Below are 13,824 nucleotides of genomic sequence, written 5' to 3' on the forward strand. Positions count from 1 at the left end.
CGCGCCCTGCTTTCTAGATTGCAGCGAACAGGAGAGCCGCCCAGGAGACTAGCCCATGACCGGAATTACCTTGACCGCCGAGCAGATTCGCAATGCCCCCGCACCAGTGCGGCAATGGATCGAGCATGAGGTCATCGCCGCGCTCGGCCTCGCGCCGCGGACGCCGGCCGCCGCCCCGCCGCAGGCCGCCCATCTCGTCGCCTGTAGCGTGGAGGACATGGCCAGCGTGCTCGAGCACATCCGCGGCGTATTTCCCGCGGTGAACGTACTGTTCGAGCTCGGCCGTCCCGGCATCAGCTTCGGCCAGCCCGCGGTGATGATGGTCCGCCTGATGGACATCCTGCACCACACGCGACTTCAGGACGTTGGCCAGGTCATGACCTGCCTGGAGATGATCAACCAGGCGCTGACCGAGGTGAAGAAGGATCCGTCGGTGCGGTTTTGCGGTTTCGACAATGAGGGCCACTGCCTGATTGCGCCGCAGACGCAGGTGAGCATCGCAACGCTGTGGCAGACCATGATGGAGCGGCAGCAGGCGGCGCAGGAGCCCGAGGCCGACAGCCGGGTTGCGCCGGCGGCGTGAGATAAAGGGCGGCGCACACCCCGGTCATTTCGGGGCGCGTCGCAAGGACGAATGAGAAACGAGCCGCTATGATGCCAATGGTCGGACGACGCGTTCGACTTCTGCGTCAGGTGCCCGTGAGGCAATCACCCATGTCCCACCGCCAGCGGCCTTTTCATCCACCTCGCGGCGCCCTCCTCCGCATCCCCCTCTTCCGCCTGCTCGCCATCAACCTCGCGATCGGCGCCTGCGCTGCGGCGCTGCTCGTCGGCGGACTGCTCTGGCTCAATCCCGGACATCTGCGCGAGCTGATCTTCGCCGACCGTTCGCCCGGCATCGCGCTTGCGCTGCTGCTCGCGTCCTTCCTCATCACCTTCGGCTCCGCCGCGATGGGCAGCGCGATCATGGCGCAGGGTCGCAAGGAAGAGCGCAGCGGGCATGACGGCGGACACGGATCGCGGCTCGCCGCGCAGGAACTTGCGCCGCGCAGGCGCACACCCTGAGATATGCGGGGGTGATGGAACTCGCTTTTGCACATCGGATCACATCACCTGCACGCAGGCGGGAAGGCGTGCAGGTTGGCGCGCTTTGCTACAAAGCGCGCCAACCGCGCTGCACTGCGACGGCAGGCAAGATGAACAAAGTGATTGAATGATCCAAGCAATTGTTGCGACGCGCTTCAAAACCGCATGCCGCGACCAACGCATATCTGATCCACCCGCTGCGACATCGACGCCGCCAAGATTTGCCTTGCCATCGCAGGGCATGTTCTATAGTCTTCTATTTTAAGTTGTCGCCCCGCCAGCCCCGGGCGACACTGAAGACCAAATAAACGGCGGGCTTTGCGGCCCGCCGTTTATTGAGGCTGAGAGGCGCGGCAGGCGCTTGGCAATCGCGGCTCCATTGTTGGTCAATCTAACGCTCCGGCGCGACGCATCTGTCGACAGCCGCCGAAGTCATTTGACTGCGGCCTCCTGATCGACGACAAGCCGCCATGGCCAAAAAACCCGGAACCAATCCCAAAGGCGAGTTCGCCTTTTTCAACGTCGTCTATGAAGACGGCTCACAACGCTCCAACCGCCGCGTGCCCGCTGAGCTGCTCGGCGGTCTCGACGGCGATGAGCCCGCGCGCGGCTTCATCATGGAGCAAGACCGCGAGATCGCCGAGAAGTCTGGGCGGCCTGCGCTCGAGATCAAGCGGATCGAGCGGGTCGGGGCGAAGAAGAAGTAGGCTGCTCGCAGCTCGGTGTGGACAGCGAGCCTTCGGCCCACTGCTTACCGTCTATTTTCAGAACTTCGTATCCATTGCTTCATCTACGCCCGGCAAACCCGCCCTATCGATGGTTCCAGCAGTCGCCTTCTGATGATCTAGAGAGTCACGAATCCTGCGCTGCAAAATGCGCTCTGGAAGCCGCCCCGACCTTTCGCGTGTTTCCCGAGCGGCAGCGACGAGATTCGCTGGCATGCTTTCGAATATGGCTGATGAAAAGACGCGAGCCGTTTGTGTGGCCGAGTTTAACCGATCCCTATTCGGTCCGAAGGTCATGTATCGCAGGAGAAAGTCGACAGACATAATTGGCTGAAATCGCGTATACCTTCTCATGTCTCGACTTAATTTCGATGGTAAAGCTCGCGTAGCGCTGTCCAAAGTTAGCCACCACCTCTTGAACCCTAGACCAGAATGGGGCGCAACAATCTGCCTCTCAGCAAGGACATTCAAATAGTTCTCGGTGTCATGCTCCGCTAATCGTAGAGATGTAAGCGAGAATTCGCTCTCATGTCGCCGTCTACTATGAACATTTTCCCAATAGAGCTTTATTTCGCTCACAAGTTCCGCAGGAAGGTTGCATAACTCTCTGGCGGAATCTCTTCGAGCTCAACCCCAAATTCCCCGCTCAGATAATCAGCAATATCTTTCTCAGGATTTTGATTCCCGAAGAACTGTTCCGCCCAAGCGCGAAATCCACCTGTCGGCCTCCCCGCCAGAGCATATTGTCCATAGACGAATGGAACACGTCCCTCCCAGCTGGGAGATTTATCGTAGACTACGCAGCGGTTCAGGTGACGCTCAATCTCCTCAATGATACCCGGCGTAATAAGCAACTTTAGCCCGATCTTTCGGGCTTGCAGCAGCATCGTTGCGAATGGACGTAGCCCCTCTGGATAGGCCTGCTCCGCGATGACGGGAAGGATCACCGATGTATCCAGCCAGATCTCACCGTAGCTGAACAGCTTCTTCGTGACAGCTTGCACATCTGGCGTTTCGGCCAAAAAGGCGAAAAGGGTATACGCATCGGACAATATGTTTACGTACTCGGCAGTAGCCGACGAAGGACTATTCAGGAGATTTGAGATGACACTTTGAAGGACTGAAACGGCATTGCGTCCCTTTATGTCTACTTTCGCTGGTAGATTAGCGACAATAACGTCCTTCAGATCAATCTCGTTAACCTCGGGTGGAGTGTCACGGGCAACGCAAGCCGCAAACTCCTCGCCTCGCCTCAGAAATAGCTTCTCAACCAGTGATATTGTCAGTTCGGCAATCGCATCAATATCTCGGATCGTAACCCCTTCGGCTTCGGTCAGAGCAGTCAAGATTTCTTTCTTAAAATCGCTTCGCAGGAGCTCGATGCCAGCTGCGCTGTCTCCAATTCTCTGCAGCTCTTCAAAGCTCAAATTAAACTCGTCAAGCTTCGGCCAGTGTCTAATGGCTTGCTTGCTCAATCTGCCAAGCGCAGTGTCAACGAAGGGTTTGAGTTGTTCGATCGAGTAGTGAGGTAGCAAATCACGTACCCGTTCGTAGACCTCTTCCCGAGATATTCGATGCTCGCTATCTGTACCGCGCAACGCAACCTTCACCAACGCTTCATAACAAGAGCGAGTCAGGCCCTTCGCGGTATTTTCGTCGCGCCATTGCATCTCCAAATAGAAGAGAGCAGTCCGCGCTTCGCCACCCGTTAGTTTTAGCTGATCAGTGCTGACTATACCTCGCTCAGCTAGTATCGGATCAACAATCGCCTTTGCCAACTCCTCGGCAAACTCTTCGTTGCCAGACGTGTGATGGAGGCGATCACCAAACCAACTTCTATCGCGCACATCCAAAAATAGACCCTGCCCAGTAGCATAAGTCTTGACTGTGTCAGCCAGCGCCCCAATCGATTGATTTGAACGAATATGAGCACCTTAGCTTCTGGTTTCGTTTCCTTGATCCGCTTTATGGTTTCCTTAATCTTGGCGTCCCAATCCATTCGGATTGAGTATTGTAGAATGACATGGGCAACTGGCGCGCATAATTCAGCATCTCGCCCACCATCTCCGCTGGGAGACGCCATGGTGCGAAGAGATGGAAATTCAGATATCAAAAATCCTGATGCTAGGCGCTCGAAGCGCCCCCAGTCGCTGCTCTTCAACCTTTCCAGGGCGAGCTCAAAACGATCGCGCGAGATCATCCGGCATCTCCGTCAAAACCTGAAGTAAGGCAAGCCTATTCTCCGCCGGGCGAGCGCTTCTATGGTGATCAGAATGCACGCCCAGCAGAGTTCTCGAATCTCCGAACCAATCTACGTTTATGAAAAGGGTCTGTGGTATACCTCAATTATCCAAGAAGCTCCGCAGCTTCCGCGACCGCGACGGATGCTTCAGCTTGCGCAGCGCCTTCGCTTCGATCTGGCGGATGCGCTCGCGCGTCACCGAGAACTGCTGGCCGACTTCTTCCAGCGTGTGGTCGGTGTTCATGCCGATGCCGAAGCGCATGCGCAGGACGCGCTCTTCGCGCGGGGTGAGCGAGGCCAGCACGCGCGTGGTGGTCTCGCGCAGGTTCGACTGGATCGCGGCGTCGATCGGGAGGATCGCGTTCTTGTCCTCGATGAAATCGCCGAGATGTGAATCCTCTTCGTCACCGACCGGCGTCTCCAGCGACAGCGGCTCCTTGGCGATCTTGAGGACCTTGCGGACCTTCTCCAGGGGCATGCCGAGCTTCTCGGCGAGCTCTTCCGGGGTCGGCTCGCGGCCGATCTCGTTGAGCATCTGGCGGGACGTGCGCACGATCTTGTTGATCGTCTCGATCATGTGCACGGGAATGCGGATGGTGCGCGCCTGGTCGGCGATCGAGCGGGTGATCGCCTGCCGGATCCACCACGTGGCGTAGGTCGAGAACTTGTAGCCGCGGCGGTACTCGAACTTGTCGACCGCCTTCATCAGGCCGATGTTGCCTTCCTGGATCAGGTCGAGGAACTGCAGGCCGCGGTTGGTGTATTTCTTCGCGATCGAGATCACGAGACGGAGGTTGGCTTCCACCATCTCCTTCTTGGCCTGGCGAGCCTCGCGCTCGCCCTTCTGCACGGAGTGCACGATCTTGCGGAACTCGACGATCTCGAGGCCGGTCAGGGCTGCGAGCTGATGCACCTCGTGACGAAGGTCCTTGATGCGGTCCTTCTCGTGGTGGACGAAGTTCTTCCAGCCCTTGGCCGACAGTTTTGAGACACGATTGAGCCAGCGCGGGTCCAATTCAGAACCGGTGTAGTTGCGCAAAAAGTCTTCGCGCGCGACGCCGTGGCTGTCGGCAAGGCGCATCAGGCGGCCCTCGTGCGAGACGAGGCGCTTGTTGATGTCGTAGAGCTGCTCGACGAGCGAGTCGATGCGGGCCTGGTTTAGGCGCAGCGACTTCACCTCGACGATGATCTCGTCCTTCAGCTTCTTGTACTTGCGCTCCTGGTGCGGCGAGAGCGACTCGTTCTGGAGCTGGTTCTGGATGTCCTGCTCCTGAAGCTTGCGCAGCTTCTTGTAGCTGTCGGCGATCTTGTCGAAGATCTCGACCACCTTCGGCTTGAGCTCGGCCTCGATCGCCGCGAGCGACATCTGGTTCTCGAACTCGTCGTCGTCCATGTCGGCTTCGGCGGCGGCCTCGCCCGGATCCTTCTCCTCGCCGGCCTCGGTGCCAGCGGCGGCCGGTGCGGCGCGGAACGGGGTCGGCGACGGGGGCGCAGCAGGCGGGGCGACATGCGCGGGGGCAGCTGTGGACGCGGTGGCGTCGCCACCCTCAGTCGACGCTTCGCCGCCCTCGCCGTTCGGGCCGGCAATCATCGCGGTGTTCATGCCGCCCTTGGCGTCGGGGCCGGCATAGGTCGCTTCGAGATCGATGATGTCGCGGAGGAATATCTTGCCTTCGTTGAGCTCGTCGCGCCAGATGATGATGGCCTGGAAGGTCAGCGGGCTTTCGCAGAGCCCTGCGATCATCGCCTCGCGGCCGGCCTCGATGCGCTTGGCAATGGCGATTTCGCCTTCGCGGGAGAGCAGCTCGACCGTGCCCATCTCGCGCAGATACATGCGCACGGGATCGTCGGTGCGCTCGCCCGGCTCGCTCTTCTTGACCTCGGTGACAGCCTTCTGGGTGACCTCGACGAGCTCGTTATCGGTCTCGTCGTCGGCCTCGTCCTTCTCGTCCTCGCCTTCGGTGTCCTCGGCTTCGGTGACGTTGATGCCCATGTCCGAGAGCATCGACATGATGTCCTCGATCTGTTCGGGCGAGGTCTGGTCGGACGGCAAGACTTCGTTGAGCTGATCGAAGGTCACGAAGCCGCGCTTCTTGGCCTGCTTGATCATCTTCTTCACGGCGGCGTCGGACAGGTCGAGCAAGGGCGAGGGCGCGTCCTGGGAGTCCTTCTCCGGCGCATCCGCTGCCTTGTCGTCTTTTTCCTTGTCCTTCGCCTGCAGCGTCTTTGCCTTGGTGGCCATCCATTGCTCCTAAACGCGCTTCAATGCAGACGGCGCGCCCCGCCTGCCTGAATTCACATGAACCTGTTGCTCGACGCTCTCGCTTCGGCAGCTCTCGACACGGAAAGGGCGGCGCACATGTCTCTCGCCACCCCCAACTTTCTCTCGCCGGATTTGCCTAACGCTTCGTGAGCCTCTTTGCCGCAGCGGATGCAGGTGTAGTGCCAACAGTGTTCGCGCGGATTCATTCCTGACGCGTCTGTTCTGCCTGCGGCCGCCTCTGGGCCAAAGTGCTACAAGACCGTTAAGCCTCGATTAACCCTGTTTTTGCCGCCAAACCCAGGATTTGGCGAGTCTTTTAGCGGTTTCGGCCGCGGCCGTCCGCATGATTCTTCATCACATGCTCTTCTGGAGCCGGCCCGACAGCTCACCAAAACCCTCGATCAGGGCCTCGGTACCGTCGACTTCGCCTATCCGAGCCTTGACGTCACGCAGCCATGCCAAATTGGCCTCGCTGGGGTCCTCCCCCAAGGCCAGCTCGGCGTCTTTCAGCTCTCTAAGTAGTGAATGCCATTGCCGATGCAAGGCAACCAGCTGATGCCAGGTGGCAAGAACGTCGTCCCGCGCCGCGCCCTCGCGGGCGCCCCACACCGCCGCGGTCGTGATACCGTTCTCAACCCTTTGAAGTGTTTGAGAAAATCCGCCCTTTTCGAGATCGGCGCGCATCTTCTCGGCCTGCTCGCCGGGGTCCGCTGAGTGGTGATGGTCGTTGGCAAAGGCGGCGATGATGCCGGCCCTGAGCTTATGAGCTTCGGGATGGGCCAGCTCCAGGGCGGCCACCTCCTCGAGGTGCTCATGCAGCAGCCAGGGGTGGTTGATCAGGCATTGCAGGATCAGGGCCTCCCGGCGGGAGATGGCGCTGCGCTGGCCGCGCATGATCGGGCTCGCCGCCAGCTGCGGGCTCGCCGCCTGGTAGGGACCCGAGGGCAGCGGCACGGGACCGGGCGGGCCGCGGCGGCCTCCGCCAAATCCCTGGCCACCGAATCGATTCGCACCTCCCCCACCCCTGGGCTGGAAGGACCGGCCGGAATTGCCACGGAAATTGCCCCGGCCACCAAAGCCGCCGCGCCCGCCCTCGGGCGCGAAGGCGCGCTGCAGCCGGTCGGCGAAGTCGTCGCGGTAATAGCGCCGCACCACCTCGTCGCGGATGCCGTTGGACAGCTCCTTGATGCGCGCCTCCAGTGCGGCGCGGCGCTCGGGCGTGGCGAAATTGCCGCCTTCGAGCTCGCGCGACCAGATCATGTCGGCGAGCGGACGTGCCGCCGCGATCACCTCCTCGATCGCGCCGCGCCCGCCCGAGCGCACGAGATCGTCGGGGTCCTGCCCTTCCGGCAGCAGCGCAAAGCGCAAGCTCTTGCCGGGTGCGAGGAAGGGCAGCGCGAGGTCGGCGGCGCGATACGCCGCCTTCTGTCCGGCGCGGTCACCGTCGAAGCACAGGATCGGCTCGTCCGCCATCTTCCAGAGCAGCGCGAGCTGGCTTTCGGTGAGCGCGGTGCCGAGCGGCGCGACGGCCCCTGCGAAGCCCGCGGTGACCATGGCGATGACGTCGACATAGCCTTCGACCACGATCAGCGGCGCGCCGTTGTGGGATGCGGCGCGCGCGGTCTGGTGGTTGTAGAGATTGTCGCCCTTGTGGAAGAGCGGCGTCTCCGGCGAGTTCAGATATTTGGCCGGAACGTCCTTCTCCAGCGCGCGCCCGCCGAAGGCGATGACGCGGCCGCGCAAATCGGTGATCGGAAACATCACGCGGTCGCGGAAGCGATCGTACGGCACGGGAATGTCGTCGCCGCCCACGAGCAGGCCGGTCTCGACCATGTCGTCGACGGAGACGCCGAGCTTGCCGAGATGCTCCTTCAGCGCGAAGCGGTCAGGCGAAGCATAGCCGAGGCGGAACTGCAATTGCGTCGCCGGTGAGATGGCGCGGTCGGCGAGATAGCCGCGCGCTTTCGCCCCCACGCGCGAGGCCAGCGTCTCCGCAAAGAATTTTGCCGCGAGATCCATGACGTCATGCAGCGATTTGCGCCGCTGCTCGTGCCGGGCCGCATCGGGCGTCACCGCCGGCAGCGGCAGACCCGCCATGCCCGCGAGCCGCTCGACGGCCTCCGCGAACGGCACGCCGTCGGTCTCCATCACGAAGGTGATGATGTCGCCGTGCTTGCCGGAGGAGAAGTCGTGGTAAAATCCCTTCTGGTCGTTGACGTAGAAGGACGGCGTCTTCTCCTGCTGGAACGGCGACAGCCCCTTCCACTCCCGCCCCGCCTTCTTCAGCTTGACGCGCTTGCCCACGACTTCGGAGACCGAAAGCCGGGCACGAAGCTCGTCGAGGAATTGAGGCGTGAAGCGCATGGCGTGTGTGTGTAGCGCGAAACCGTGTGAGTCGGGCGAAAGGTTAGGGATATAGGTGCGGCTGGGCTAACGGCTAGGTTTGTCGGGCTTATCCGGGTTATTCGACCTATGCACAGGCCATTGTCGTTGCTGGGATCGCGTCCGGAGATGACGGAGGCCGCGGAAAAGCTTGAACCGCGCCCGGTTCCGCGCTTCCATATCCCCATGTTCAGAACCTTTCGAGGCGGCCAGAGCGGGGGCTGGCGCGTCACCTCGATTTCGCCTGTGACGGGCGAGCCCCTGCCCTTCGTGCCGGCGCTGTCGGTCACCGACAGCGAAGCCGTCTCATTGCCGCTGGTGCCCTCGCGCAATGCCTGGCGGCTGGTCGGCGTCACGAGCAGCTTGCGTTACACCGAGCGGCCCGAGAAGGAGCAGCTCGTAGCTGTGCAGGCCGGCCTCGGCCGGTTAGAGGCGACCAGCGCAGCGCTGATCCCGATCCGCAAGTCGCAGGCCTGGTGGGAGCTGACGCAGGAAGAGCGCCGCAAAATCTTCGAGGACAGATCGCACCACATCGCGAGCAGCCTGCGCTACCTGCCCGCGATCGCGCGGCAGCTCTATCACTGCCGCGACCTCGGCGAGCCCTTCGACTTCCTCACCTGGTTCGAGTTCGCTCCGGTTGATGCCGCGCTGTTCGAAGAGCTCGTGGCGATGCTGCGACGGACCGAGGAATGGAGTTACGTCGAGCGCGAAGTCGATTTGCGCATGGTGAAGGAGGTGCTGTCGGCTTAGTGATCGAGGAAGCGGCCAGACTCGATGCGCGGCAGATCGCTGACGGGCCAGTTGTAGATGTATGTCCAGGCCTTCTCGGTGGTGCCGTCTGGCAGCGTCACGTCGATCAGCCTGCGCAGATATTCGGTCGGCTCCGGAAAGCCCTCGCCGCACGCCTCATACATGTCGAGCTCGCGCAGGAGCTCGTCGCCCGCCCGCAAGTGAAAGAGCTCGCCATGGACGATGTCGGACGGCGCGTCCGACAGCAGCAGCCCCGGATAATGCTTCACCAGGACGAGCCTGCCGCGGCAGGTCGCTTCCCCCAGGAAATCCGCATGCGCCGAGAGCAGTCGCGCCATCGGATGATCGAAGCCGCGCATCAGGGTGCCGTAGACGAAGAGACGATCGGTGGTCATGGGGAATCTATAGCTGGCAATGATGCGGAACGACAGCGCCGCATATTCGCTGTCGTCCTGGCGAAGGCCAGGACCCATAGCCACCGAACGCAGCAATGGGCAATCTGATCGTCCCAGCTTCGGGCCACACGGGCAGCCGGGGTAATGGGTCCTGGCCTTCGCCAGGACGACGATGTGTAGGCAATGACGCTCTCAACGGCATCCTCGGTGAAGCATGGTGATTTGAAGCGAACCAATCTATACCGATTTCCATCCGACTTTCGGGGCGACTTTTTCCATAGGCAATCAGGATGGCTTTAGACACGGCCGACGCGACCGATCAGCTCCTCGGCGAGGGCGACATTGCGCCAGTGCATGAGGTGAATACGGGAGGAATATCGCCCTTCCTGCTCACCGCGGATCACTACGGGCGGGTGCTGCCGCGCGCGCTCGGCGGTCTCGGCGTCGCGGAAAGCGATCTTGTCAGGCACATTGCCTGGGACATCGGCATTGCCGGCGTCGCCGAGCGGCTCGCCAAAATGCTTGACGCGCATCTGATCGCGCAGCGCTACTCGCGGCTCGTGATCGATTGCAACCGCCCGCCCGCCGTGGCGAGCTCGATTCCCGTGATTTCCGAAGCCACCGCGATTCCGCGCAACGAGGGCATTTCGGAATGGGAGCGCGAGGCGCGGCGGCGCGAGATTTTTGTACCCTATCATCATCGCATTGATGCCGCGATTGCCCGCCGCCTGCACGGCAAGCAACCGACGGTGCTGGTGTCACTGCACAGTTTTACGCCGGTCTATGCCGGCGTCGCGCGGCCCTGGCACATCGGCGCCCTGTATAACCGCGACACGATCCTGCCGCAGCTGCTCTTGAAACATCTCCGCGCTGAAAGCGATCTCGTCGTCGGCGACAACGAGCCTTATGCGGTGAGTGACCACACCGACTACACCATTCCCGTGCACGGCGAGGCGCGCGGCCTCGTCAACACCGGCATCGAGATCCGCCAGGATCTGATCGCCGATCAATCCGGCCAGCGGCAATGGGCCGAGCGGCTGGCGCGGATCTTTGCCGAGATCGAGGTCGAGCTGAAGGCGGAGCTGTTGGTGTAGGCCTCACTTGGCCCTGGTCAGCGCCAGCCAGATGCCACCGCCGATCATGAAGCCGCCGGAGATGCGCGACATCATGCGCGTGCGGCGCGCCGAGAAGAATTTGCGGGCGCGTCCGGCGGCGATGGCGTAGAGCGCATCCGTCATGACCGCCGTGACCATGAAGGTGGCGCCCAGCAGTGCGACTTGCGGAACGTGCGGCTGGTTCATGTCCATGAACTGCGGGATGAAGGCGCCGAAGAACACCAGGACTTTCGGGTTCGACAGCAGCACCAGAAATCCTTGCAGGAAGAAGCCGCCGCGCGGCGGCGGAGGCGGCGCGTCGACGCCGACGCCCTCGACCGGCGCCCAGATCAGCCTGATGCCGAGCCAGACCAGATAAGCGGCGCCGGCAAAGCGCACCCAGTCGAACCAGTAGCCCATGGTCGCCATCAGCGAGGTCAGGCCGACCGCGACGACGCCGATCACGATGGCGAGACCCGCTTGCGCGCCGGCAACGTTGGTAAGCGCCGCGCGCGTGCCGTGGCGCAGGCCGTTGGCGATGACGAGGGTGACGATCGGCCCCGGCAGCAGCGCCAGCGCAATGCAGGCGGCGACGAAGGCGAGATAGGCTTGCATGGACATCATGGGGGAGGACTCGCTGCGGTTTGTGCGCATTAATGCATGGGAAGGGCAGGAACGGAAGGCTCCTCAATCACAGCCGTCATGCCCCGCGGAGGCGGGCATCCAGCAAGCCGCGGCCTCTCCGTATCCCCACCAGCGTCTCTGGAATACTGGATCGCCCCGCTCTCGCGGGGGATGACAGCGGAGAATGTGGAAGCGGCGCACCAACATCACCTTCCATCGAGCGCAGCGACCATCCATTGCTTCATCTCCTCCGTTTCCAGAAACGCTAGCGTCGCGCGCTGCAAGGCATTCGCATCGCCCGCGCCTTGCGCGACCGCGACGAGCAGATCGCAGCGGCGCGAGACGGCGATACCGATCGCGGCGCGACGAGCGCCATCGTACATGTCGAGATCGTAGCGCCTTGCGCGACCGCGCATCTCGCCAAACCCCACCTCCTCACCCGGTGCGGCCGCAGCAAACCGCGGGCTGATCAGATCGACGTCCGCAACACGATCCACCTCATCATCGTCGGCGACACCGCGGTCGCAATTGCAGAAGCCCCGCTTGGCGCGCACGTAGAGCTCGGTGCCCGCGCAGGCGCCGTCGCAGCGGAATGCACGGCCCACCGGCCAACCATCGCGCGGAAACGGCCAGGCGATCTCGCGCCAATGCGCCAAGTCCTGCACCGGCGGCGGCGCGAGCTGGTAGGCGGCGACACCGGACACACCACACGCGATCATCACGGCCGCGATCATCGCCGCGCGCCGCATCGTCAATTCTTCGGCAGGCCGGCGACGGTGCGCGCAGGTCCTGTCAGCGCGAGGATATGCAAGCCGGTATTGGCGCGATCGACGATGTAGATGTAGCCACGGTCGTCGGTTTCGACATTGTTGGTCTGGATCGCGACCTTGCAGCGCTCGCCGCCCTCGACGGGGATGCAACGCTTGTCGGTGGCAGCAGTGATCGACGGAATGAAATAGCCGACTTCCTTGGGGTGATAGGGATCGCGGATGTCGAGCGCGCGCACGCCGGCATTGAAGAAGGCGATGAAGGCCATCTTCTTGTAGTAGACCGGCGCCATGCTCTCGTTGGAGGAATGCGAGCCGAAGCGGCCGCCGCGCTGGCAGAACTGCCCGCTCGCCTCCGGCACAGTGTAGCTCGAGATCATCATCGGCCGCGCCTCGGTGGTGACGTCGGCGAACCAGACCATCTGCCGCGCCTCGCCGCATTCGTTCAAGATCGCCTCGTCCACGATCATCACGATGTCGCGGGTCTTGCCGTCCTTGTCCTCGCCGAACTCGGCGATGGGCATGTCGAGCATCGGGAACGTGGTGTGCGCGCCGTTGAAGGCCGACATCGGCATACGCGAAATCTCGGGATAGCGCAGATTGTCCGCCGTCGGCTCCTTCGGCCCGTTCAAGAGCTTTTCGCGATCGACGATCTGCAGGATGCCGCCCTTGTTGGTGCCATAGCCGAAATAGACGCGATTGCCATCGGGCCCGGTCGAGATCGGACCGTGCAATTCGGTCGGCACCGCGCCGGTCGAACCGGGCTCCTGCCCGGGCAGGCCGAAGTCGCGGATCTTCTGCGGATGCGCGGGATCGGAGAGATCATAGACCTGCGTCATCCGCCGCGTGCGCCAGTCCGGTGCGCCCGAGACCAGGAAGGCAATGCCGGTATCGCACTCCCACCAGCTCTTATGCGTGTCCTTCAAGCCGCCGATGCGGCTGATGAGCACGGGGCTGGCGGGATCGGTGACGTTCCAGATCTCATGCGCCTCGCTGCCGAAGGTGCGCAGCATGTAGACAGCGTTTGGATCGCCCTTCGGCAACGCCTTGCCGTCGCAGACCCGCACCATCTGGGCGCCGCCGGATTCGTACTTGCCTTCCTGCCCCGGCAGATGCCGCAGATATTTTGGATGCGCGGGATCGGTGACGTCGACAATGGACGTTCCGTTCGGTTCGGCCTTGCCGGTCATCGGGTTGACGGGCGCGGGCACGTCGTCAGTGCCGCCGTGATGGCCGATATAGGCGATCCAGCGATCGCCCTGATGATGGATGGTCGGCTGATAAGCGCTGCGCGCCTGGAGATCGTTGGTGCCGACCAGCTTCATGTTGGAAGATTCCGGCGGCGCGCCGATCACTTGCTGCTTCTGGGCGTGAACGGCCGTGCTGCCGGCAAAAAAGACGAGGCAGGCAGCAGTCAAGACGCAACGGAACATGAAGTCCTCCCGGAACCAATCTGCGTTGGCTGAGGCGTGAGGCTAACACGGCGGATTGCGCGC

General features: G+C 62.4%; 13 protein-coding genes. 5 read left to right on the forward strand and 8 right to left on the reverse strand.

The window, feature by feature from the left end; genetic code table 11:
* Positions 1–55 precede the first annotated feature (55 nt).
* The 3 genes from LRP30_RS34060 (at position 56) to LRP30_RS34070 (ending at position 1,793) form a co-directional block, all read left to right on the forward strand.
* Positions 56–583, forward strand: coding sequence for a hypothetical protein (locus tag LRP30_RS34060; RefSeq protein ID WP_249757658.1), 528 nt, complete (start codon positions 56–58; stop codon positions 581–583).
* A 131-nt stretch (positions 584–714) separates the two neighbouring features.
* Complete coding sequence (locus tag LRP30_RS34065; protein ID WP_128947283.1) at positions 715–1,065, forward strand: hypothetical protein; 351 nt, start codon at positions 715–717, stop codon at positions 1,063–1,065.
* Positions 1,066–1,556: 491 nt separating this feature from the next.
* Positions 1,557–1,793 carry a hypothetical protein gene (locus LRP30_RS34070; RefSeq protein WP_128931503.1) on the forward strand — a complete coding sequence of 79 codons (237 nt, stop codon included), beginning with the start codon at positions 1,557–1,559 and terminating at the stop codon, positions 1,791–1,793.
* A 593-nt stretch (positions 1,794–2,386) separates the two neighbouring features.
* Here the strand turns inward: LRP30_RS34070 and LRP30_RS34075 are convergent.
* From LRP30_RS34075 to dnaG, 4 genes are all read right to left on the reverse strand, one after another.
* Positions 2,387–3,589: a hypothetical protein gene (locus tag LRP30_RS34075; RefSeq protein WP_249757659.1), complete on the reverse strand. Its 1,203-nt coding sequence runs from the start codon at positions 3,587–3,589 to the stop codon at positions 2,387–2,389.
* Positions 3,559–4,011, reverse strand: a complete 453-nt coding sequence (locus LRP30_RS34080) for a hypothetical protein (protein ID WP_249757660.1) — start codon at positions 4,009–4,011, stop codon at positions 3,559–3,561. The genes LRP30_RS34075 and LRP30_RS34080 overlap by 31 nt, the downstream gene beginning before the upstream one ends.
* Before the next feature lie 142 nt (positions 4,012–4,153).
* Complete coding sequence (gene rpoD / locus LRP30_RS34085) at positions 4,154–6,295, reverse strand: RNA polymerase sigma factor RpoD (RefSeq protein ID WP_249757661.1); 2,142 nt, start codon at positions 6,293–6,295, stop codon at positions 4,154–4,156.
* Between the two features lie 375 nt (positions 6,296–6,670).
* Entirely contained in the window at positions 6,671–8,680 is a 2,010-nt protein-coding gene (gene dnaG / locus LRP30_RS34090) for a DNA primase (RefSeq protein WP_128941591.1), read from the reverse strand.
* Between the two features lie 204 nt (positions 8,681–8,884).
* On the opposite strand from dnaG, the gene LRP30_RS34095 reads away from it, so the two are divergent.
* On the forward strand, positions 8,885–9,448 hold the full coding sequence (locus LRP30_RS34095) for a chlorite dismutase family protein (protein ID WP_249757662.1): 564 nt from the start codon (positions 8,885–8,887) through the stop codon (positions 9,446–9,448).
* Here LRP30_RS34095 and LRP30_RS34100 read toward each other — a convergent pair.
* On the reverse strand, positions 9,445–9,843 hold the full coding sequence (locus LRP30_RS34100) for a gamma-glutamylcyclotransferase family protein (protein ID WP_249757663.1): 399 nt from the start codon (positions 9,841–9,843) through the stop codon (positions 9,445–9,447). The genes LRP30_RS34095 and LRP30_RS34100 overlap by 4 nt on opposite strands.
* A 290-nt stretch (positions 9,844–10,133) precedes the next feature.
* Here LRP30_RS34100 and LRP30_RS34105 point away from each other — a divergent pair, with 290 nt between their 5' ends.
* Entirely contained in the window at positions 10,134–10,937 is an 804-nt protein-coding gene (locus tag LRP30_RS34105) for an N-formylglutamate amidohydrolase (protein WP_249757664.1), read from the forward strand.
* 3 nt (positions 10,938–10,940) lie between these two features.
* Here the strand turns inward: LRP30_RS34105 and LRP30_RS34110 are convergent, their stop codons facing one another.
* The 3 genes from LRP30_RS34110 to LRP30_RS34120 form a co-directional block, all read right to left on the reverse strand.
* Positions 10,941–11,561 carry a LysE family translocator gene (locus tag LRP30_RS34110; protein ID WP_176946147.1) on the reverse strand — a complete coding sequence of 207 codons (621 nt, stop codon included), beginning with the start codon at positions 11,559–11,561 and terminating at the stop codon, positions 10,941–10,943.
* Positions 11,562–11,767: 206 nt separating this feature from the next.
* Positions 11,768–12,310: a hypothetical protein gene (locus LRP30_RS34115; RefSeq protein WP_249757665.1), complete on the reverse strand. Its 543-nt coding sequence runs from the start codon at positions 12,308–12,310 to the stop codon at positions 11,768–11,770.
* Positions 12,311–12,312: 2 nt separating this feature from the next.
* Entirely contained in the window at positions 12,313–13,761 is a 1,449-nt protein-coding gene (locus LRP30_RS34120) for a hypothetical protein (protein WP_249757666.1), read from the reverse strand.
* Positions 13,762–13,824: the final 63 nt, after the last annotated feature.

The organism is Bradyrhizobium sp. C-145 (assembly GCF_023375135.1).
GTDB lineage: Bacteria > Pseudomonadota > Alphaproteobacteria > Rhizobiales > Xanthobacteraceae > Bradyrhizobium > Bradyrhizobium zhanjiangense.